24 protein-coding genes are annotated in these 20,600 nt (G+C 71.2%); 19 read left to right on the top strand and 5 right to left on the bottom strand.

The window, feature by feature from the left end; all coding sequences use genetic code 11:
* Window positions 1-92: 92 nt before the first annotated feature.
* From BO64_RS05615 to BO64_RS05600, 4 genes are all read left to right on the top strand, one after another.
* On the top strand, window positions 93-1,295 hold the full coding sequence (locus BO64_RS05615; RefSeq protein ID WP_496402288.1) for a winged helix-turn-helix domain-containing protein: 1,203 nt from the start codon (window positions 93-95) through the stop codon (window positions 1,293-1,295).
* 49 nt (window positions 1,296-1,344) lie between these two features.
* Window positions 1,345-2,268 carry a 4-hydroxybenzoate octaprenyltransferase gene (ubiA, locus tag BO64_RS05610; protein ID WP_496402287.1) on the top strand — a complete coding sequence of 308 codons (924 nt, stop codon included), beginning with the start codon at window positions 1,345-1,347 and terminating at the stop codon, window positions 2,266-2,268.
* 64 nt (window positions 2,269-2,332) lie between these two features.
* Window positions 2,333-3,280, top strand: coding sequence for a fatty acid desaturase family protein (locus BO64_RS05605; protein WP_496402286.1), 948 nt, complete (start codon window positions 2,333-2,335; stop codon window positions 3,278-3,280).
* A 96-nt stretch (window positions 3,281-3,376) separates the two neighbouring features.
* Window positions 3,377-4,051, top strand: a complete 675-nt coding sequence (locus tag BO64_RS05600) for a class I SAM-dependent methyltransferase (protein ID WP_496402285.1) — start codon at window positions 3,377-3,379, stop codon at window positions 4,049-4,051.
* Window positions 4,052-4,069: 18 nt separating this feature from the next.
* Here BO64_RS05600 and BO64_RS05595 read toward each other — a convergent pair whose 3' ends face one another.
* Together BO64_RS05595 and BO64_RS05590 are read right to left on the bottom strand one after the other, a co-directional pair.
* The gene (locus tag BO64_RS05595) at window positions 4,070-4,291 is read right to left on the bottom strand and encodes a hypothetical protein (RefSeq protein ID WP_496402284.1); all 222 of its coding nucleotides are present in this window, start codon (window positions 4,289-4,291) and stop codon (window positions 4,070-4,072) included.
* Window positions 4,284-4,511 carry a hypothetical protein gene (locus BO64_RS05590; RefSeq protein ID WP_496402283.1) on the bottom strand — a complete coding sequence of 76 codons (228 nt, stop codon included), beginning with the start codon at window positions 4,509-4,511 and terminating at the stop codon, window positions 4,284-4,286. Before BO64_RS05590 ends, BO64_RS05595 begins: the two co-directional genes overlap by 8 nt.
* Window positions 4,512-4,647: 136 nt before the next feature.
* Between BO64_RS05590 and BO64_RS05585 the strand changes: the two genes are divergently transcribed.
* Window positions 4,648-4,992, top strand: coding sequence for a VOC family protein (locus tag BO64_RS05585; RefSeq protein ID WP_496402282.1), 345 nt, complete (start codon window positions 4,648-4,650; stop codon window positions 4,990-4,992).
* A 35-nt stretch (window positions 4,993-5,027) separates the two neighbouring features.
* Here BO64_RS05585 and BO64_RS05580 read toward each other — a convergent pair whose 3' ends face one another.
* On the bottom strand, window positions 5,028-6,590 hold the full coding sequence (locus BO64_RS05580) for a leucyl aminopeptidase (RefSeq protein ID WP_496402281.1): 1,563 nt from the start codon (window positions 6,588-6,590) through the stop codon (window positions 5,028-5,030).
* 115 nt (window positions 6,591-6,705) lie between these two features.
* Here BO64_RS05580 and BO64_RS05575 point away from each other — a divergent pair, with 115 nt between their 5' ends.
* Window positions 6,706-8,490 (top strand): gamma-glutamyltransferase family protein, encoded by a 1,785-nt coding sequence (locus BO64_RS05575; RefSeq protein WP_496402280.1) that lies wholly within the window; start codon window positions 6,706-6,708, stop codon window positions 8,488-8,490.
* 51 nt (window positions 8,491-8,541) lie between these two features.
* Window positions 8,542-8,883, top strand: coding sequence for an MmcQ/YjbR family DNA-binding protein (locus BO64_RS05570; RefSeq protein WP_496402279.1), 342 nt, complete (start codon window positions 8,542-8,544; stop codon window positions 8,881-8,883).
* Between the two features lie 92 nt (window positions 8,884-8,975).
* On the opposite strand, the gene BO64_RS05565 is transcribed toward BO64_RS05570, so the two are convergent.
* Window positions 8,976-10,088 carry a hypothetical protein gene (locus BO64_RS05565; protein ID WP_496402278.1) on the bottom strand — a complete coding sequence of 371 codons (1,113 nt, stop codon included), beginning with the start codon at window positions 10,086-10,088 and terminating at the stop codon, window positions 8,976-8,978.
* A gap of 292 nt (window positions 10,089-10,380) precedes the next feature.
* Between BO64_RS05565 and BO64_RS05560 the strand changes: the two genes are divergently transcribed.
* The 12 genes from BO64_RS05560 to tilS all read left to right on the top strand — a co-directional run bounded on the left by BO64_RS05560 (window position 10,381) and on the right by tilS (window position 19,744).
* Entirely contained in the window at window positions 10,381-10,779 is a 399-nt protein-coding gene (locus BO64_RS05560) for a hypothetical protein (RefSeq protein ID WP_496402277.1), read from the top strand.
* Window positions 10,780-10,830: 51 nt separating this feature from the next.
* Window positions 10,831-11,331, top strand: a complete 501-nt coding sequence (ruvC, locus tag BO64_RS05555; protein ID WP_496402276.1) for a crossover junction endodeoxyribonuclease RuvC — start codon at window positions 10,831-10,833, stop codon at window positions 11,329-11,331.
* A gap of 143 nt (window positions 11,332-11,474) precedes the next feature.
* Entirely contained in the window at window positions 11,475-12,089 is a 615-nt protein-coding gene (gene ruvA, locus BO64_RS05550) for a Holliday junction branch migration protein RuvA (RefSeq protein ID WP_496402275.1), read from the top strand.
* Window positions 12,090-12,132: 43 nt separating this feature from the next.
* The gene (gene ruvB / locus BO64_RS05545) at window positions 12,133-13,158 is read left to right on the top strand and encodes a Holliday junction branch migration DNA helicase RuvB (protein WP_496402274.1); all 1,026 of its coding nucleotides are present in this window, start codon (window positions 12,133-12,135) and stop codon (window positions 13,156-13,158) included.
* Window positions 13,155-13,604, top strand: a complete 450-nt coding sequence (ybgC, locus tag BO64_RS05540) for a tol-pal system-associated acyl-CoA thioesterase (RefSeq protein ID WP_496402273.1) — start codon at window positions 13,155-13,157, stop codon at window positions 13,602-13,604. Before ruvB ends, ybgC begins: the two co-directional genes overlap by 4 nt.
* A gap of 55 nt (window positions 13,605-13,659) precedes the next feature.
* Window positions 13,660-14,361, top strand: coding sequence for a protein TolQ (gene tolQ / locus BO64_RS05535; RefSeq protein ID WP_496402272.1), 702 nt, complete (start codon window positions 13,660-13,662; stop codon window positions 14,359-14,361).
* 1 nt (window position 14,362) lies between these two features.
* Window positions 14,363-14,848 carry an ExbD/TolR family protein gene (locus BO64_RS05530; RefSeq protein ID WP_496402271.1) on the top strand — a complete coding sequence of 162 codons (486 nt, stop codon included), beginning with the start codon at window positions 14,363-14,365 and terminating at the stop codon, window positions 14,846-14,848.
* The gene (gene tolA, locus BO64_RS05525; protein WP_496402270.1) at window positions 14,845-15,735 is read left to right on the top strand and encodes a cell envelope integrity protein TolA; all 891 of its coding nucleotides are present in this window, start codon (window positions 14,845-14,847) and stop codon (window positions 15,733-15,735) included. Before BO64_RS05530 ends, tolA begins: the two co-directional genes overlap by 4 nt.
* Complete coding sequence (gene tolB, locus BO64_RS05520; RefSeq protein WP_496402269.1) at window positions 15,732-17,042, top strand: Tol-Pal system beta propeller repeat protein TolB; 1,311 nt, start codon at window positions 15,732-15,734, stop codon at window positions 17,040-17,042. Before tolA ends, tolB begins: the two co-directional genes overlap by 4 nt.
* 70 nt (window positions 17,043-17,112) lie before the next feature.
* Window positions 17,113-17,667, top strand: coding sequence for a peptidoglycan-associated lipoprotein Pal (gene pal / locus BO64_RS05515; RefSeq protein ID WP_496402268.1), 555 nt, complete (start codon window positions 17,113-17,115; stop codon window positions 17,665-17,667).
* A 14-nt stretch (window positions 17,668-17,681) separates the two neighbouring features.
* Window positions 17,682-18,530, top strand: a complete 849-nt coding sequence (gene ybgF, locus BO64_RS05510; RefSeq protein ID WP_496402267.1) for a tol-pal system protein YbgF — start codon at window positions 17,682-17,684, stop codon at window positions 18,528-18,530.
* The gene (gene tilS, locus BO64_RS05505; RefSeq protein ID WP_496402266.1) at window positions 18,518-19,744 is read left to right on the top strand and encodes a tRNA lysidine(34) synthetase TilS; all 1,227 of its coding nucleotides are present in this window, start codon (window positions 18,518-18,520) and stop codon (window positions 19,742-19,744) included. The genes ybgF and tilS overlap by 13 nt, the downstream gene beginning before the upstream one ends.
* On the opposite strand, the gene BO64_RS05500 is transcribed toward tilS, so the two are convergent.
* A complete protein-coding gene (locus BO64_RS05500) occupies window positions 19,722-20,561 on the bottom strand; it encodes an alpha/beta fold hydrolase (RefSeq protein ID WP_496402265.1) in 840 nt (279 codons plus the stop codon). The genes tilS and BO64_RS05500 overlap by 23 nt on opposite strands.
* Window positions 20,562-20,600 lie beyond the last annotated feature (39 nt).

Raw genomic sequence — 20,600 nt, 5'->3', positions numbered from 1 at the left:
CCATAGCGGTCCCGCCGCCGCTCCGACAAACCGGCCGCATGCCGGCGGCCGCTCCGTTGACCATTGTTCTTCGTTCGTTCTAGCGTCGGCGAATGAAGGATTCCCTCACCGCGGGAGAAGCCCGCCGCATCGCCCTGGCGGCGCAGGGCTTCGGCCAGGACCGCGAGGCCGCGGCGGGGCGGCGCCAGCTGACCCGCCTGGTGGAACGTCTGGGGGTCATCCAGCTCGACAGCGTCAATGTCGTCTCCCGTACCCACTACCTGCCCGCCTTCTCGCGCCTCGGCGTCTATCCACGCGAACTCCTGGAAGAGCTGGCCTGGGGACGCAGGAAGGCGTTTTTCGAATACTGGGCGCACGAGGCCTCGCTGCTGCCCCTCGCTAGTCAGCCCCTGTTCCGCTGGCGCATGGAGGATGCCCGGGCGGGCGTTGGGACCTGGGGCGGGATCGCCCGCTTCCTGCGCGATCGGCGGGACTTCCTGGATGCAGTGATGGACGAGGTCGCCGCCCGCGGGCCACTCTCCGCCTCGGAGCTGGAGATGGGCCACAAGGGCCAGGGCGGCTGGTGGGGCTGGAGCGACGCCAAGAAGGCCCTCGAATGCCTGTTCTGGGCGGGAGAGCTGACAACAGCCACCCGCCGCGGAACGTTCGAACGGGTGTACGGCCTGCCCCGGCAGGTGCTGCCCAAGGTGGTGTACGAGGCGCCCACGCCCGAACGCGCCGAAGCCCAGCGCGAGCTGCTGCGGATCGCCGCCCGGGCCATGGGCGTGGCCACCCCCCGGGACCTGCGCGACTACTTCCGCATGGGCGTCGAGGAAACACGCCTGCGCCTTTCTGAACTGGTGGAGGCGGGCGACCTCCTGCCGGTCACGGTCAAGGGCTGGCGCGAGCCGGCCTATCTCGATCCCGGCGCCCGGCGGCCCCGGAAGATCGACGCCCACGCCCTGCTGTCGCCCTTCGACAACCTCGTCTGGTTCCGCGACCGCACCGAGCGGATGTTCGGCGTCCGGCTGCGGCTCGAGATCTACACCCCCGCCGAGAAGCGCACCCACGGCTACTACGTTCTGCCCTTCCTGGAGGGCGACGCCCTCACCGCCCGGGTGGATCTCAAGGCCGACCGAAAGGCCGGCGCCCTTCTGGTCCAGGCCAGCCACGCCGAGCCCTGGGCCACGGACGAGACCGCCCCCCGGCTCGCCGCGGAGCTCAAGCGCATGGCCGCTTGGCTGGGCCTCGCCGACGTCCGTGTGGCCCGACGCGGCGACCTCGCCGTCGCCCTGGAGGACGCCGTGGCCCGCTGACGCCCGCCGGGCTGGCGCCTTGGCCGCACGCCCCATAAAGGGGAGCGACATGACGGACTCGCAGATCCTTCCCGACGCCGCCCCCGCCAACTGGGTGGACCGGCACGCCCCGGCCCCGTTCCGGCCCTGGCTGAAACTCGGGCGGTTCGACAGGCCGGCGGGAATCTGGCTGCTGATGCTGCCCGGCTGGCAGGGCGTGGCCCTGGCCTGCGCCATGGCTGACCGCTGGCCCGACGTCCTGCTCCTCCTGAAGTTCTTCGTCGGCGCCTCGCTGATGCGGGCGGCGGGCTGCGCCTACAACGACATCGTCGACCGCGACATCGACGCCAAGGTCGCCCGCACCGCTGGCCGGCCCATCGCCTCGGGCCAGATTTCGGTGAAGCAGGCCTGGGCCTTCATCGTCGCCTGCAGCCTGATCTCCCTGATGATCCTGCTTACCATGGGGCCGCTGGCCATCGGCCTGGGCGTGGCGTCGCTCGGCCTGGTGGCGGCCTATCCGTTCATGAAGCGGATCACCTGGTGGCCCCAGGCCTGGCTCGGCCTGACCTTCAACTGGGGTGCGCTGATGGGCTTCGCTGCGGTGATGGGCGAACTCGCGCTGCCGGCGGCGCTGCTCTACATCGGAGGCCTGTTCTGGACCCTGGGCTACGACACCATCTACGCCATCCAGGACCTGGAGGACGATGCGCTGGTGGGCGTGAAATCCTCCACCCGCCGCCTCGGCGGCGCCCTCCGTCGCGGGGTCGCGGCCTTCTACGCCATCAGCCTCCTGCTCGCCTTGGCGGCCGGCTACACGGCGGGGCTGACGGTCTTTTTCCTGCCGATGTTCGCCCTCTACGCCGCCCACCTCGCGGTGCAGGCGCGGCGGGTGCGCGCCGACCAGCCGGCCCAGGCGCTGTTCCTGTTCAAGTCCAACGCCTGGGCGGGCCTCATCCTGTTCATCGCTCTGGCGGCGGGGGCCTTTGCGCTTTAGCGGCGTCAGGAGCTTCCCCGGCGTCATCCTGTTTTTGCAGGGCTTTTCGACGTAGAATGGCGTTATGCCCGCCGCCGCTCGCGTCAGTCCGAAGGACTTCTTCACGCCCGAGGAATGGACGCCTCTGTCGCGCCGCTCGGCCTGGAAGGGCCCCGCGCTGGTCGCTCACGCCTGGGTGGTGATCTTCCTGGCCGGAGCCATGGCCGTGACCTGGCCGATCACCATCCCGCTCGCCGTGGCGATCATCGGCGCCCGTCAGCTCGGCCTCGCCATCCTGATGCACGACGCCGCCCACGGCGCCCTGCACCCGAACCTCAAGGTCAACGACTTCATCGGCAACCACCTGACCACCGGCGACCTGCTGGCCTACCGGCCCTATCACCTGGGCCACCACAAATACGCCCAGCAGGCCGAAGACCCGGATCTCGTGCTGTCGGCGCCCTTTCCGATCACCCGTACGTCCCTGCGGCGGAAGATCGTCCGCGATCTGACCGGTCAGACATATTACAAGCAGAAGTGGTCCGGGCTGGTGAAGCGCCTCCGCGACCGGAAGCCGGGCGAGCCGCTCTGGCCGATCCTGAGGGACGCGGTGGTCCGGCGTCGGCGGTTCTTCTCAGGCATGGTGATCACCATCGCGCTTACCGCGCCCTTCGGCCTGTGGTGGGTGTGGCCGGTCTTGTGGCTCCTGCCCCAGGCCACCTGGCTGCCGATGGTCACCCGGCTGCGGAACATCGCCGAGCACGCCCTGGTGCCCAAGGACGAGCCCGATCCGCTGCGCCACGCCCGCACCACCCACGCCAATTGGATCGAGCGGGCGTTCCTGGCGCCCTACTGGGTGAACTACCACTGTGAGCACCACATGTTCATGCATGTGCCTTGCTACAACCTGCCCAAGGTCCGGCGGCATCTCGAGCGCCGCGGCGTCACCGAGCGGATGCTGTCCGCCCCGGGGTACGTACACGTCCTGCGGCTTGCCTCCAGCCAGCCGGAACCGGTCGCCGCCCCCGTCTGACGCCAGCCCAGTTTGCCGCAGCGTCCTTCGGCGATCGGGGCGCCGAGGGCGCCAACCGCTTGCATTGCATGCCCGGGGCGGCTTCGAAGGCAGGACATGATCGCTCAGACCCTGGAAGGCCGCCGCGCCTTCATCCTTGAGAACACGCGCCGTCAGCGGCCGCCGCACACGCCGGAGCTTGAGCTCCACCTCGCCGACGAGATCACGCCCATCTGGCGGATGACGGAAGAGGCCCTGGCCGAGATCGGCCTGCCGCCGCCGTTCTGGGCCTTCGCCTGGGCCGGCGGCCAGGCCCTGGCGCGCTATGTCCTCGATCATCCGCGGATCGTCGCCGGCAAGGGCGTCATCGACTTCGCCTCGGGCTCTGGGATCGTCGCCATCGCGGCGCTGAAGGCCGGCGCGACCCGGGTGCTTGCCGCCGACATCGACCCGTTCTGCGGGGCCGCCGTGGCCCTGAACGGCGAGGCCAACGGGGTCGCCCCCGAGTTTACCGACGCGAACCTGCTGGACGCGCCCGCCCCGGCCTGGGCCGAGGTCATCCTGGCGGGGGACATCTGCTACGAAAAACCGCTCGCCGCCCGGGTCATGGCCTGGCTCTCCGAGGCTCGCGCCCGGGGCGCCACTGTCCTGATCGGGGATCCGGGCCGCAGCTACTTCCCCCGCGAGGGACTCGAGAAACTCGCCGAGTACCAGGTGCCCACCACCCGCGAGCTGGAGGACATGGAGGTCAAGAGGACCGCCGTCTGGGCCTTGCCGGCAGGACCGGCCTAGGCTCCGGCTGGCTAAGGACTAGTCCTCGTCGTCGTCCTCGGCAGGCGGCTCTGGGAACCCCGCGCCCCAGCCGGCCTCGAAGACCCCCAGCAGGCGATCCCCGGCGCAGACGGCGTGGCCATAGGGGCTCTCGATGCTCCAGGCGATCACCAGCGCCTGGTCGTCGGTCTCGCAGTCCAGTTCCACGGCCCCGCCCAGGAGGCCGCCGATCCCGCGCACCTGGACCCGATAGTCAGGCATCGGCGAAATACCGCGTCGTGCCCACAAGGCGATGCTGCCGATCGTGAACCAGCACCCTGGCGTCCGCCCCCGTACGGGCGATGCGGCTGGCCAGGGCATGGGCGTGCGCCTCAGCCTTGGCGCCCGAGCCGAAGACCAGCGGCTCCAGGCCGGCGCTGCAATCGATGAGCCATCCCTCGGGCATGGGGCGAACAGTCACCAGGACATCTTGAACAGACACGCGAACTTGCTCCCTCCGCCCGAAAGAGCCGCAAGGCCGCTCTGGGTTCCCGACTTTCGGGATAACGCAGATACGATTGCGCCCGCACTCCGGAGGAACTAGAACATTTGGTGAACGAAGAACGAAAGGTGCGGCCATGCGAGAGGACGGCAAGATCGACTATGTGGAGTTGCCCGCCGAGGACATGGCGGCGCAGAAGGCGTTTTATGCCAAGGCCTTCAGCTGGGCCTTCCAAGACTATGGCCCCGACTACCAGGCCTTCGCCGAAGGCCTGGACGGCGGCTTCTACCGGCCCGATGGCGAGACGCCGCGCAGGCCGCCCCTGGTGGTGCTCTACGCCCAGGACCTGGAAGCCATGGAGGCGCGGGTGAAGGCCGCGGGCGGGGAGATCACCGCCTCCATCTTCAGCTTTCCCGGCGGACGCCGGTTCCACTTCCGCGACCCCGGCGGCAACGAACTGGCTGTCTGGAGCGAGAGCTAGGGCCGGCCGCGAGGCCGGCCCGTTCCGCCCCGACCCTATTTGGCCGCCGCCTTCGCCGCGTCGAAGTTGCGGACGAGGCTGTCCAGCAGCCGGACGCCATAGCCCTGGGCCCCTTTGGGGACCGTCGGCTGGTCACGGTCGATCCAGGCCACCGAGGCGATGTCCAGGTGCGCCCAGGGCGTCGCCGGGTCGGCGAAGAAGCCGATGAAATGGGCCCCGATCCCCGCACCGGCCGCGCCGCCGCCTTCGGCGATGTCGCGGATGTCGGCGATGGGGCTCTCCAGGTCCTTGGCGTAGCTGGGGTGCAGCGGCAGTCGCCACACCGGCTCGCCGCTGGCCCGCGAAGCCGCCTGCACCTGTTCGGCGAGGCCGTCGTGGCGGCTGAAGAGGCCGGCATAGTCGTCGCCAAGCGCCGCCCCCACAGCCCCGGTGAGGGTGGCCAGGTTGACGATGGCCGCGGGCTTGAACCGGGCGTCGGCATAGGCGGTGGCGTCGGCCAGCACGATCCGCCCTTCGGCGTCGGTGTTCAGCCGCTCGATGCTCTTGCCGTTGTAAGCGCGGATCACGTCTCCGGGCCTGGCGGCCCCGCCGTCCGGCATGTTCTCGGCCAGGGCCGCCACGGCGACCACGTTCACCGGCGCCCCGGACTTGGCGAGCGACAGCACCGCGCCGACCACCGCCGCCGCGCCCGACATGTCGTCCTTCATCTTCCACATGCCCGAGCCGGGCTTCAGGGACGTGCCGCCGGAATCGAAGGTGATGCCCTTGCCGGTAAGCGCCACCGGCGCGCCGCTCGCCCCCGGGCCCTTGTAATGGACGACCAGCAGGCGGGGCGGCCTGGGCGAGCCCTGGCCGACGCTGAGAATGGCGTTCATGCCCAGCTTCCGCAGCTGGACTTCGTCGAGGGCCTCGATGGTCACCCCCGGCACGCCCTTGAACGCCGCCCGGGTGCGCTCGACGAACACCTCGGGATAGACGACGTTCGCAGGCTCGGTGATCAGATCGCGGGTGAAGGCCACCGCCTCGGCCAGGGCCTGGCCCTGCCGCGCATAGGCGGCTTCGGCGGAGGCCGCGTCGGGGGTCACAACCACCAACGGCTGGGGCTCGACAGAGTCGGGCGCCTTGCTCTTGTAGCTCGCCGAAAAGCGGTAGGCGCCGAGGGCCGCCCCCACGGCCGCCTGAGCCGCGTCGCCCAGGCCGGTGGCCACAAAGGCGGTGGGCTTGGCGGCCTTGAGCGTGGCCCGCGCCGCCTGGCCGCCCAGGTTCTGCAAGTCGACCGCGGTGAGGGTGTCGCCCTCGGCAGGCCGGGCGCCCAGGACCAGAATCTCGTCATAGGCCCCAAGCCCCCGCAGGCTGAGGCTGGAGCCGGCCTTGTAGTCGAACTTGGCCGCCGCCAGGGCGCGACTCACAGCCTCGCGCACGGCGGGCTCCAGGGCCACGCCGCGCACGGCGAGATCGGCCTCCGCGGCCAGGGGCAGGACAAGGCCGCCGTCCTGCGGGGCCTGGGCGGCGAACTGGATCGGACGGGCGTCGGCGGCGGCGCAGAAGCCCGCGGCAAGGGCCAGGGTCGAGGCGAAACTCAGGACAGCCAGGCGCATGAAGGTCTCCGAATGGACGATGTGCAGCTTGTTTAACAGCCGGGGGCGCGACGGCTAGGCTCTGCGACCGTCGGTCGCTAAGACTCCGACACCGAAGCCGGGAGCCGTCCTGCCGATGCACCGCCGCACCTTCCTCGCCACCCTGCCCGCCGTGAGCCTTGGAGCCGCCGCCATGCCTGCCCTCGCCCAGTCGCAGTTCGCGGGCGGCGACAATCCCAACCGCCAGCGACCCGACGTGCGGCCGGGCGACCGGATCGCCGGCGCCAGCTTCGCCTCCCGTTCGGCGGCTTGGGGCATGCGGGGGGCCGCGGCCACCGCCCATCCGCTGGCCACCCAGGCAGCCATCGACATCCTCAAGAAGGGCGGCTCGGCGGCCGACGCGGCTATCGCCGCCAACGCCTGCCTCGGCCTTATGGAGCCCATCGCCTGCGGCATCGGCGGCGACTGCTACGTGCTCCTCTGGGATCCGAAGACGCGCAAGGTCGTGGGCCTCAACAGCTCGGGCCGCTCGCCCCGCGGCCTATCCCTGGAGACCGTGCGCAGCCGGGCCGACGCCAACGGCCTCCTGCCGTCCTGGGGCGCGGTCACGGTCAGCGTCCCGGGGGCGGTCGACGCCTGGCGCCTGCTGCACGAGCGGTACGGCAAGCTAAAGTGGGCTGATCTGTTCGAGGACGCCATCGGCTACGCCGAGCACGGCCACCCGATCACCCAGAACGTGGCCTACTATCTGGCCAGCAGCCACCGCCGCTTCACCGATCCCGCCTCGAAGATCGAGGAGGTGGAGAACTTCCTGAAGGTCTGGGCGCCCGGCGGGCGCACGCCCGCCGAAGGCGAGGTCTTCAAGAACCCGGCCCTGGCCCGCACCTACCGCCTGATCGCCGAGGGCGGCGGCCGGGCCTTCTACGAAGGCGAGATCGCCGAGACCATCGAGCGCTACTTCAAGCGGATCGGCGGCTGGATGACCCGCGAGGATCTCGCCGCCCACAAGGCGGTCTGGGCGCCCGTCCATTCCACCCGCTACCGCGGCGTGGACGTCCATGCCCTGGCCGAGAACACCCAGGGCCTGGCGACGCTCCAGATGCTCAACATCATGGAGATCTTTGACTTCCAGGGCTTTGGCTTCCAGTCGGCGGCGGCCATCCATCACGCCGTCGAAGCCAAGCGGCTGGCCTATGAGGACCGCGCCCGGTTCTACGCCGACCAGGACTTCTACAAGTCGCCGATCGAGTGGCTGATCTCCAAGGAGTACGCCGCCGAGCGGGCCAGGCTGATCCGCCCCGACCGCATCCTGACGCCGGTCTATCCCGGCCAGGCCCCCAGCCGCGGCGACACCACCTATTTCACCACGGCCGACGCCGACGGGATGATGGTCTCGATCATCCAGTCCAACTATCGCGGCATGGGCTCGGGCCTTTCGCCAGACGGCCTGGGCTTCATGTTCCAGGACCGGGGCGAGTTGTTCAGCCTGCAGGACGGCCACCCCAACGTCTATGCGCCGGGCAAGCGCCCGTTCCAGACCATCATCCCCGGCTTCGCCACCCGCGATGGCGAACCCTGGCTGTCCTTCGGCGTCATGGGCGGCGACATGCAGCCTCAAGGCCAGGTGCAGATCATCTCCAACATGGTGGACTTCGGCCTGGGCGTGCAGGAGGCCGGGGACAGCCCCCGATGGCACCATGGAGGCTCGTCCGAACCCACCGGCGCCCCGCAGGCGGGAACCGGCGTCCTCAACCTGGAGAGCGGCGTGCCCGAGGCCACGCAGAAGGCCCTCGCCGGGATCGGCTGGACCATCCGCCCGGACCCAGGCGGCTATGGCGGCTACCAGGCCATCGAGCGCTGGCCCGGCCGCTACGCCGCCGCCACCGAGATGCGGAAGGACGGGGTCGCCCTGGCCTTCTAGGCCCTCCCGTTTGAGGGCGGGTCACGGGCCGGAAGCTGGTAGTCTGTCCGCATGACCCATGAGGAAATGGAAGCCATCGTCCTGTCCTTCCCAGGGGTGGAGAAAGGACGGAGCTATGGTGCGCCGGCCTACAAGCTGAACGGCAAGTTCTTCACGCGCCTGCGCGCCGAGGACGCCAGCCTGGTGCTGCAGGAGGTGTCGTTCGACGAGCGGGAAATGCTCATGGAGGCCGATCCGGCGACCTTCCACATGACGCCCCACTACCGGGACTATCCCATCGTGCTGGCGCGGATGGATAGCCTGCACCCAGGCAGCTTCCGCAACTTCCTCGAGCGTCGCTTCCGGAAGATCGCCAGCAAGTCCGCCATCAAGGCCTGGGACGCCCGGATCTGACTTCCCGGGGACGCGCGCCTGGGACGGCGCGCCTGGGACGACGCGCCTGGGGGCCGCGAGGGAGGGGCGCGCCCTCCCTCGGGTCCCGTTGGTTACTCGGCGGGCTTGCCACCCTTGCCCTTGGCGCCCTTGGCCGCCTCGGCCTCGGCCTTGGCCTTCTCGGCCGCTTCCTGCTCCTCGGCGCGGGCGCCGGCGAGGATGCCCGGCAGGGCGTAGTTGCCCTCGTGGCAGGCGTATTCAAAGATTCGGCCGTCCAGCGGCGCGAACTCATATTCGCCGCCCCACGGCTTGTCCCAGATTGTCGGGTCTTCCACCGTGAACTCGTAATGCATCCGCTGCGGGCCGACGCGGGTGAAGCGCTCGGTGACCTTCAGGTGCTCCCACGAACCGGCGAAGTGCTGGGCCTGCGGGATGTTGGTGGTCTCGACGACCAGGGTGTCGCCTTCCCACCAGCCGATACTGTCGCCGAAGTAGGGCCGCACGCCGTCGGTGCGGTGCTGGCTGTTCAGCCGGATGATGCGCAGGTCGTGGTTCATCTCGACCTGGATCACCACCGAATCCGGGGTTTGAATGAACTCGTAGTTGTTGTTGTAGAAGCCGTTCGGGAACATCGGCGGGCCGCCGTTGCGCCCGAAGCCAATGATGCACCGCTCGCCGAGCGAGCGGGTCTCATAGCTGTCGAACGAGCCCAGGCCGCCGCCGAGCCGCGGCATCGGCGGAGCGCCCGCCTTGCGCGGCGGGAACTGGCCGTTGGGCGTGGTCAGCAGCGAGGTGCGCGGCTCGCCTCGCACCCGCATCACCGTATGGCCTGGATCCAGCCAGCCACGGTCGTAGCCGCCCACGTCGCCGCCGGCGGCGGCGAACTCGGGACGCAGGTTCGAGGTCTCGCGCTTGATTTCGGCCGGGGCGTTCGGATCGGTGGGCCGGTTGCCCTCCTCGATCTCCTGCTCCGCCCGGGACTCCATCTCCTTCACCTCTTCAGGCGTATAGACGAGCCGGTCGCCGTACTGCGGCCGCCGGGTGAGCGGGGTCATGGTGTTGTTGGTCCAGAACCCGGAGATGTCCGGTTGGCCGAAGGCGTTGCGAGGCGCCTTGTAAGCGGACTTGGTCGCCGCAGCGGGCTGAGCCGCCGCGGTCGTGCCCGTCAGCGCCGCCGGCGCGACACAAAGGGCGGTACCCAGCAACAGGATGGCGGCGCGTTTCACGTTTCAGCTCCCCGATATCTTGTTCCGCGTTGTCCCGCGGCGTCATACCGAACTTACGATTCTCGAACGCCGCTCGCAATCGCTAGAGTGTTTCAGCCGAGCAACCCGGGGCGTCGCGGCGGCCCGTCGACGCGACCGGCCCCGCATGCGCATATCCCCGCCATGACGCCCCCGCCGGCCGCCGCCCCTCCAACTCCCCGCCCAACAATCTCGTCGGCCTTGGCCTCCTTGCAGCGTTCCTGGCCCTGGGCCTCGCCCTCGCCCGCACGGCGCCGGGCTGCGGCACGACCTCATGCGCAGCCCCGCCTGGCGCGCCGCCGCCTCGCTGGCTGGCCCGGCGGGCACGCTCCTGGTGCTGATCCTGCTGGCCGCCGGCACGCGCCTGCCCTGGCCCCAGCCCCTGGGGGCGGCGCTCGCCGTCCTGGCCTTCCTGCAGGCCACCGCCCTGCTGCTCAACCTCCTGCCGGTGCTCGACGGCTTCGGCGCCATCCGCCCCTTCCTGCCCCGCCGCTGGGACCCGGCGATCCACAAGGCCGAGGGCTTTTCGATGATCCTGCTGATCGCCGTGCTGCTGCTGGTTCCCGGAGTGGGCGGCGCCTTCTTCGGCCTCGCGGCCCTGCTCGCCACCCTGTTCGGCGTGTCCGGCCAGGACATCGTCCGCGGCTTCGACGCCTTCCAGTTCTGGCGCTGATCACCTTTCGGCAAGCCTTTCGCCCTTAGCTGAGCCAGACTGGAACGGACGATGAACGCGATTCGACCCATCCGCATCCTTGGGCTCGACCCGGGCCTGCGCCGCACCGGCTGGGGTGTCATCGCCTGCCAGGGCGCGCGCCTCGTGCATGTGGCGCACGGGGTCATCGCCCCCAAGGACACCCTGCCGTTCGCGGACCGGCTGCTGGAACTGCTCGCCGGCATCGAGGCGGTCATCGCCGAGCACACCCCCGACGAGGCCGCCGTCGAGGAGACCTTCGTCAACGAGAACGCCCGCTCGGCCCTCAAGCTGGGCCACGCCCGGGCCATGGCCCTGGTGGCCCCGGCCCGCGCGGGCCTGCCCGTGGCCGAATACGCCGCGAGCGTGGTCAAGAAGGCCGTGGTCGGCACCGGCGCCGCCGACAAGGCCCAGGTCGGCTGGATGATCGCTCGCCTCCTGCCCACCGCCGGCAAGACCACCGCCGACGCCGCCGACGCCCTGGCGGTCGCCATCGCCCACGCCCACGCCCGCACCGCCCGCCGGGTCGCCTAGCCCGGCCGGAAAGCCTTGCCCGTCCGGGTTCACCTTCGCGTGGGTTAACCTCTCCTTAGTTTCGCCTTGCGCCCCCGCACGGTAGGTCAGCGGAAACGCATGCCGCATGTGATTCGCCCCCCTTATCGCCTGGAGCGCGCGCCGTGATCGGCCGCCTGCGCGGCATCGTCGCCGAGATCGGCGAGGAAGAGGCCCTGATTGACGTCATGGGCGTGGGCTATGTCGTGCGCTGCGGATCGCGCACCCTCTCGCGTCTACCTCCCGTGGGCGAGGAGACCGTGGTCCATGTGGAGAGCGTGTACGGCGAGCAGACGGGGATGACGCTCTATGGCTTCCTCGGCCGCGACGAACGCCGGGCCTTCGTCATCCTGCGGACCATCCAGGGGGTCGGTCCCAAGGCCGCGCTGTCGGTGCTGGACGTCCTTTCGCCGCCGGAACTGGCCGCGGCCGTGGCGCGGGAGGACAAGGCGGCGGTCGCCCGGGCGAACGGGGTGGGCCCCAAGCTCGCCCAGCGCATCGTCGTCGAACTGAAGGACAAGCCGATCTCGGACGGCCCCGTGGCCGCGTTCCACGCCCAGGTCCCTGCGCCCAAGCCGGCCCAGCCCTCGGCCACCGGGGAGGCCGTGGCCGCCCTCATGGGCCTGGGCATCGCCGAGCCTCAGGCCCGCCGGGTGGTGGAGGGCGCCGCCGCCCGCCTCGGCGAGGACGCCGAGCCGCCGGCCCTGATCAAGGCCGCGCTGCAGGAACTCGGCCGATGACGCCTCCGTCGCCCGCTGACCCCATTCCTGGGCGAGGCGCGCCATGAGCCGCCTCGTGTCCGGCGAAGCCGGGGCCTTCGAGCCTTCCGACCGCGCCCTGCGCCCGCAGACGCTCGCCGAATTCGTCGGCCAGAGCCAGGCCAAGGCCAATCTGTCGGTGTTCATCGAGGCCGCCCGCGGCCGCGGCGAAGCCCTCGATCACGTCCTGCTGTTCGGCCCACCCGGCCTCGGCAAGACCACCCTCGCCCAGATCATCGCCCGTGAGCTGGGAGTGAACTTCCGCGCCACCTCCGGCCCGGTGCTGGCCAAGGCGGGCGACCTCGCGGCCATTCTCACCAATCTCGAGCCGCGGGACGTCCTGTTCATCGACGAGATCCATCGGCTCGCCGCCAATGTGGAGGAAATCCTCTATCCGGCGATGGAGGACCATGTGCTGGACCTCGTCATCGGCGAGGGGCCGTCGGCGCGATCCGTGCGCATCGACCTGGCGCCCTTCACCCTGGTGGCCGCCACCACCCGGGCCGGCCTCCTGGCCACGCCCCTGCGGGACCGGTTCGGCATCCCGCTCCGGCTCGAGTTCTACACCCACGACGAGCTGCGCAAGGTGCTGCTCGGCGCCGCCGCCAAGATGGGCATGGCCCTGACGCCCGAAGGCGCCCTGGAGATCGCCGCCCGCTCGCGCGGCACGCCCCGGGTGGCCGGCCGCCTGCTGCGGCGGGTCCGCGACTTCGCCGCCGCCGACGGCGCCGAGGTGGTGGGCCGCGAGGCCGCCGCCGCCGCCCTCGCCCGCCTCGACGTGGACGAACAGGGCCTCGACGCTCTCGACCGCCGCTACCTGCGGGCGCTGATCGACAACTACGCCGGCGGGCCCGCCGGCGTGGAGACCCTGGCCTACGCCATCGCCGAGGCGCGCGACGCCGTCGAGGACGTCATCGAGCCGTTCCTGATGCAGCAGGGCTTCATCCAGCGCACCCCGCGCGGGCGGGTGGCCTGCGCCAAGGCCTATGAACACCTGGGGCTCCAGGTTCCACGGGGGGCCGGCGCGCCGCCGGACCTGTTCGAGTCATGAGCGAGGCCGAACCCACCGCCGGCTGGCTGGAAGGGCGCGAACACGTCCTGCCGGTCCGCATTTATTACGAAGACACCGACTTCACGGGGGTCGTCTATCACGCCAACTACCTGCGCTATTTCGAGCGCGGGCGGAGCGACTTTCTGCGGGTCTGCGGGGTGCATCACAAGGCCCTGGCCGAGCTGCCCGAGCCGGCGGCCTTCGCCGTCACCCACATGAGCATCGACTTCCGGCGCGCCGCGCGCATCGACGACGCCCTGCAGGTGCGCACCACCTACGACGCCATCAAGGGCCCCCGCCTGTTCGTCAGCCAGCGCATCCTGCGCGGCGACGAGCTGATCGCCGAGGCTCGCGTCGAGGCGGCCTGCATCGGCCTGGACGGCCGCGCCCGGCGTCCGCCGCCGGGCCTTGTGGAACGTCTCAAGCCGCTGTTTTCAGCGCCATAAGTTCGCCACCGAACCCCGCCAAGCACGCCCGATTGAGCGAAAGAGAAGGACCTCGATGGACCCGGCCGCCGTCACTCCCGAGAGCTTCAACGCCATCCACCTCTTCATGCAGGCCGACTGGGTCGTGAAGCTGGTCATGATCGGCCTGGCGGGCGCCTCGCTGTGGTCCTGGACCATCATCCTCGACAAGCTGTTCCGCTTCGCGTCCCTGAACCGTCAGGCCACCCAGTTCGAGGATCAGGTCGCCTCGGGCCGCAGCCTTGAGGACATCGCCGCCGAGGCGGGCGAGCGCCCGGGCCACGCCCTGCCCCGCATGCTCCAGGGCGCCCTCAAGGAATGGCGCGACGCCCGCCAGAAAGGCCAGATCACCGAGGGCCAGGTGGCCTTCCTGATCCAGCGCATCGACCGCCACCTCGACGCCACCATCGCGCGCGAGAGCGCCCGCGTCGAAGCCGGCCTTGGGGCCCTGGCCATCGTCGCCACCGCCTCGCCGTTCGTCGGCCTGTTCGGCACCGTCTGGGGGATCATGAACTCCTTCCAGGCCATCGCCATTCAGAAGAACACCTCCCTCGCCATCGTCGCCCCCTCCATCGCCGAGGCGCTGTTCGCCACGGCCATCGGCCTGGCGGCGGCCATCCCGGCCTACATCGCGTTCAACGCCTTCTCCACCGCGGCCGGGAAGTACGCGGCGCGCCTGGAAGGCTTCGCCGACGACCTCTCCACCGCCATCCAGCGGCGCCTGGCGGAGCGGGCCTGACATGGCGCTGTCCGCCAACGACGCCTTCGCCGCCGGCGGGGCCCGCCGTCGTCGCCGCTACGGCCGCGGCCGCCGCGGCGCGCTGTCCGAGATCAACGTCACGCCACTCGTGGACGTGATGCTGGTGCTGCTGATCGTGTTCATGATCTCCGCCCCGCTGCTCACCGCCGGCGTGCCGGTGGAGCTGCCGAAGACCGAGGCCGGCTCAATCCAGGACCAGCCAGAGCCCCTGACCATTTCGATCCGCGCCGATGGCTCCATCTACCTGGGCGAGGACCCGGTGCCGTTCAGCAACCTGGCCCCGCGCCTGGTCGCCATCGCGGGGGAGCAGACCCGGCCGATCTATGTCCGCGCCGACCGTCAGGCGACCTATGAGGTGGTGGCCCAGGTCATGGCCTCGCTGTCCACCTCGGGCTTCACCTCGATCAACCTGATCACCGACACGGGCGGCCCGTCGTCGGGCGCCGAGGCGCGGGATCTGCCGTGAGACGGGTGGAGGTCTCTCCTGCGGCCCTGGGCTCGCTCGCGTTGCACGCGGGCGTGGCCGCCGCGCTGATGATCTCCTGGGGAGCCCGCGACCTGAAGGTGGGCGCCGTCACGCCGGTGACCATCGTCACCAGCGCGCCCGACCTCGACACCCGCCCGGCCATCGAGGGGCCGCAGGAGCAGGCGGCCCAGACCGAGGCGCCTGTGCCCGAAGCGCCCTCGACGCCCGAGCCGGCGCCTCAACCGGAGCCGCAGCCTAAGCCGACCCCGCCGCAACCGGCGCCGAAACCCACGCCGCCGCCGCCCAAGCCGACGCCTCCGGCCCCGACGCCCAAGCCTGAGCCCAAGCCGGCGCCCAAGGCGCCGCCGACCCCAGCCCCGAAGCCTGCGCCCACGCCGGCCCCCAAGGCTCCGGCCAAGCCCGCCCCCAAGGCGGCGGACACGAGCCAGGACTTCTTCGCCAGCCTGGAGCAGACGCTCTCCAAGGCCCAGCCCAGCGGCGGCCGCGCCTCGTCCGCGCCCAAGGGCCCGACCCGGCCCGAGACTTCGCAGACCGCCCGCAACACGGCCGGGGCGGGGCTCGCCGCGGGCGCCGACATGCAGGGCCTGGTGCAGGAGCTGCAGCGCCGCTGGAACCCCAACTGCGAGGTGGAGGGCGGCCGCGACGTCATCGTCCGCGTCGTCTTCAACATCGGTTCGGGCGGCCAGCTCGTCGGCCAGGTCACCTCCGAGATCCGCGGCCCGCGGACGCCCGTCGCCCAGGCCGCCGCCGAACGCGCCGAGCGCGCCGTCTATGCCGCCTCACCCTTCCGCGGACTTTCGCGCGACTACTATGGTCAGCGCATCGCGGTGAACTTCAACGCCCGGGAAGCCTGCGCCTCAAGATGACCAGAACCCTCCGGAACCTGATCCGCCCCCTGTTCCTCGCCCTGGCCTGCGTCTGCGCCGCCGGCCTCGCCGCCCCCGCGGCGCGCGCGGAGATCGAGGTCAATGTGAACCGCGGCGACGTCCAGCCGCTGCCCATTGCGGTGCCCAACTTCGGCGGCCAGCAGGGCGCGGACATCGCCCAGGTGATCAGCGCCAACCTCGAACGCTCGGGGCTGTTCCGGCCGCTCGACCAGGGCAGCTTCCTGGAGCGCGACATCAACATCGCCGTCCAGCCGCGCTTCGCCGACTGGAAGCAGATCAACGCCCAGGCCCTGGTCAACGGCCAGGTCACCGTGGAGGGCGGCCGCCTGCGGGTGGACTTCCGGCTGTGGGACGTCTTCGCCGAGCAGCAGTTGCTGGGCCTGCAGTTCACCTCCAGCCCCGAGAACTGGCGCCGGGTCGCCCACAAGATCTCCGACGCCGTCTATGAGCGGCTGACCGGCGAAAAAGGTTATTTCGATACCCGTGTGGTGTTCGTCGCCGAGAGCGGCCCCCGCTCCAAGCGGGTGAAGCGGCTCGCCATCATGGACCAGGACGGGGCCAACCCCAGCTACCTGACCGACGGCTCGACCATCGTCATGACCCCCAGGTTCTCCTCGAACAGCCAGGAGATCACCTACATGTCGCTGCGGCCGGACTCCTCGGCGATCTACCTGTTCAACCTGGAGACCGGCCGCCGGGAGAGCCTCGGCAACTTCCAGGGCATGGTGTTCGCCCCCCGCTTCTCGCCCGACGGCGGCCGCGTGGCCTTCTCGGTGGAGCGCGGCGGCAACAGTGACATCTATGTGATGAATCTGTCGAACCGCACCACCACCCGCCTGACGTCCGACCCGGCCATCGACACCTCGCCGTCGTTCTCGCCGGACGGCACGCGCATCGTCTTCAACTCGGACCGCTCGGGCTCGGCCCAGCTCTACATCATGAACGCCGACGGCTCGAACCCGCGGCGCATCTCCTACGGCCAGGGCCGCTACACGACCCCGGTCTGGAGCCCGACCGGCGAATTCATCGCCTTCACGAAGCAGGTGGGCGGCCAGTTCCATATCGGGGTGATGCGCCCCGACGGCTCCGACGAGCGGCTGCTGACCTCCAGCTACCTCGACGAGGGTCCCACCTGGGCGCCCAACGGCCGGGTGCTGATGTTCTCGCGGGAAACGCCCGGCGGCGCGCCACGCCTGTGGAGCGTGGACGTGACCGGCCGGGTGCTGCAGCCGATGCCCTATCCGGGCGCGAGCTCCGACCCCGCTTGGTCGCCGCTCCTTAACTAAGCTTGCGCCAAACTGCCGCCCGATAGACGCTGACGATCAAATCCACACTGGAGAGACGAGGAGACCTAGGATGCTTGGTGTGAACAGGAGCACGGCGTACCGCCTGGCGCTCATCGCCGTGGCCGCGGCGTCCGTCGCCGCCTGCTCGAGCCGGCCCAAGCCGCAGTTCGACACGGCGCCGCCGGCCACGACGCCCCCGCCGGCCACCGACACGCAGACCCCGCCGCCGGTTTCGAGCGGCCCGCTGGCCCCGACCCCGGGCTCGGCCCAGGACTTCATCGTGAACGTGGGCGACCGCGTCTACTTCGACCTGGACAGCCACGACGTCCGGGCCGACGCCCGCCCGATCCTCGACGCCCAGGCCAACTGGCTGCGCCAGTACAACAGCGTGCGCGTCCGCATCGAAGGCAACGCCGACGAACGCGGCACCCGCGAATACAACCTGGCCCTCGGCGCCCGCCGCGCCAATGCGGTGCGCGACTATCTGGTCAGCCGTGGCGTCACCAGCGACCGCATCTCGACCATCTCGTTCGGCAAGGAACAGCCCATCGATCCGGGCACGACCGAGGAAGCCTACCAAAAGAACCGTAACGCCCGCACCGCCATCGTGAGCGGCGCGCGCTAAGGATCGCCAAGTTGATGTCGCGCAGTCGCCTCGTCCTTCCCGCGCTGGCGTTCGCCGTCCTTGCGACGGCGGCGCCCGCCTCCGCCCAGACCCCGCTGCCGGCCACGCCGGCCGAGGATCCGCTCGACGCCCGGGACGCCCGGCGCGTGGAGCGCATGGAGAAGGTCGTGCGCGAATTGCGCGGCATCGTTTTCCAGATGCGCGACACCGGCAAACCGGTGGTCGTGCAGCCCGCCGACACCGACGCGCGGATGGAGGAGCTGTCCAGCCGGATCGTCGATCTGGAGCAGACCCTGCGCCGCCTGAACGGATCGCTGGAAACCGCCACCTTCGAGCTCGAACAGGTCAAGCGCGACAACGCCGCCCTGAAGAGCCAGGTGCAGGCCCTTTCCGACAAGCTGGCCGCCTTTGAACAGGGCCCCGCGCCCGCCGCCGCGGACGGATCGGTCCCGCCGCCGCCGACGCCGCCGGCCGGCAATCCCACCGAGGCCTTCGCTTCCGCCCGGCAGCTCATGCTGGCCGGGGACTACGACGGGGCCGAACAGGCCTTCGCCGGCTTCGTCGAGATCTATCCCGAGCACCAGCGGACCCCCGAGGCCCGCTACTGGTGGGGCAAGACTCTTTCGGTGCGTGGAGCCCATGCCGAGGCCGCCACCGCCTATCTCGCCGCCATCCGCGGCTGGCCGCAGACCAGCTGGGCCCCCGACGCCGTGGTCGAGCTGGCGCGCTCGCTGGTGGCGCTGAAGAAGCCCCAGGACGCCTGCCGCACCCTGGCCGAGCTGCCCAAGCGCTATCCGAAGGCCCCGGCCAACATCACCAGCCGGGCCGCCTCCACCCGCACCCAGGCGAAGTGCGCGGCCTAGAGGCCCAGGCCCGCGTCCATCTCGACCGCCGCCTTTCGCGGAACCGCGCCCGCCCGCTGGCCGTGGCCCTGTCGGGCGGCGGCGACTCCGTCGCTCTGCTGCTGATCGCCGACGTCTGGGCGCGGGAGACGGGCCGCGAGCTCGTGGTGCTCACCGTGGACCACGGCCTCCAGCCCCAGAGCGCGGCCTGGACACAGGCCTGCGCCGTCCGCGCCGCCCGCCTCGGCCGCCCTTTCCGCGCCCTGACCTGGACCGGCCCCAAGCCCGCGCGAGGCGGGCCCGCCGCGGCCAGGGCCGCCCGCCACCGCCTGCTGGCCGAGGCCGCCCGTGAAGCCGGCGCCGCGGTCATCCTCGTGGGCCACACCGCCGACGACGTCCTGGAGGCGCGCCGCATGCGCGCGGCGGGGGCCACCACGCCCGAACCCCGCATCTGGTCGCCTTCACCGAGCTGGCCGGAGGGGCGCGACATCTTCCTGCTCCGGCCGCTGCTCGAGGTCCGCCGCACCGCCCTGCGCGCCTGGCTGGCCGCCCGCGGCGAGACCTGGATCGACGATCCCGCCAACGCCGACCCCCGCTCGCTTCGGGCCAGCGTCCGCCCGCTTGCTCAAGGCGATGACCTCCCGCCGCTCCCGGAGCCGGCGCCGCTCGACCTGGAGGTTGAGGAGCGGATGGGCTGGCTGCAGGCCCGCCGCGCCACGATCCGGGCGGGCGAAACAGAACGGTTCCTGGGGCTGGCCTGCGTCTGCGCAGGCGGGGGCGAGCGGCGGCCCCCCGGGGTGCGGATCGCGAGGCTGGCGGAAGCCCTGCGAAGCGAGGCCGAGGTGGTTGGCGTGCTGGCCGGGGCGCGGATCGAGGCCGACGCCGAACAGGTGCGCATCTTCCGCGAGGCGGGAGAAGCCGGCCGTGGCGGCCTTGCGCCCCTCGAGCTGCCGCCGGGCCAGCCGGTCGTCTGGGACGGCCGCTTTGAACTCCTGGCCGCGGCCCCCGGCCTCACCGTGCGGCGCCTCGGCGGCCTCTCCGCCCGCTTGCCCAAGGCCCAACGGGTCGCGCTGAGGGACATCCCCGCCGCGGCGAGACCCGCCTTGCCGACCATCCTGAAGGGCGAGGCGGTGACCTGCCCGCTGTTGGAGACCGATCCATGCGTGGCCGTCCGCAGTCTCGTCGGCCGGCGCTACCGCGCCGCCGCGGGGCTTATCGGCCGGGAGCCGCAGTAGCGGCCCGGACGTGCGCCACCCCGCGGATGATGGCGTCGGCGTAGCGCGGCCCCAGCAGATTGGCGTGGTTGCAGCCGGCCACATGCTCCACATGGCCGAAGCGCGACCGGCGGGCCGGCGCCTCCTGGATCGCCTTCAGCGCCCTGCGCTTGCCCGGCGCGCCCGCAGTGACCACCGCCACCGGCAGGTCCTCGGGCAGCTCCGCCGACCCGGCCAAGGCCGAGGTGGCGGGCCACTGCAGGACTTCGGCGGCCGACCAGCGGGCATGATCCGCGGAGGCGTGGATGCGGCGCTTCTCCTTCGCCGCCTCGCCGGTCAGGCCGATAAGATTTCCCGTGAGCGCCGACACCGGCCCCATCAGGCCGAAGCGCCCGCCCGCCGCCGCCAGGCGCAGAAGCTGGCCGAAGGCGGCCACCGCGGCCGACGCCCCGAACAGCTCCAGGGCGTCCGGCGTCACGGCGTCCACCAGCACGAGGCCTGACACCCGCTCCGGATAGGTCAGAGTGAAGAGCCGGGCGCTGAGCCCGCCCATGGAATGGCCGGCCAGCACCAGGGGCGGGCTTTCGCCCAGCGCCTCAAGCAGCGCTGCAAGATCGGCGTTGGCGGCGCGTCCGTCGCGCACGCCAGCGCCCGGATCGGAGAACCTCATGCCGGCGCGGTCGTAGGCCAGGCTGCGCAAGCCAAGGGCCGCCAGCTTCTCCTGCACCACCGCCCAGTCCGCGGCGCAGCCGAAGGCGCCATGCTCACAGACGACCAGGGGGCCGTCCGCCGGCCCGGCGCGTACGGCTCGCAGACGCCGCCCGCCGATATCGATCAACTCACCCCGCACCCGCGCCATATGCAGGGATGGCGCGGC

The organism is Phenylobacterium composti DSM 19425, from assembly GCF_059568645.1.
The sequence above is the reverse complement of the archived record's forward strand: the minus strand, read 5'-3'. Positions and strand labels throughout refer to the sequence as shown.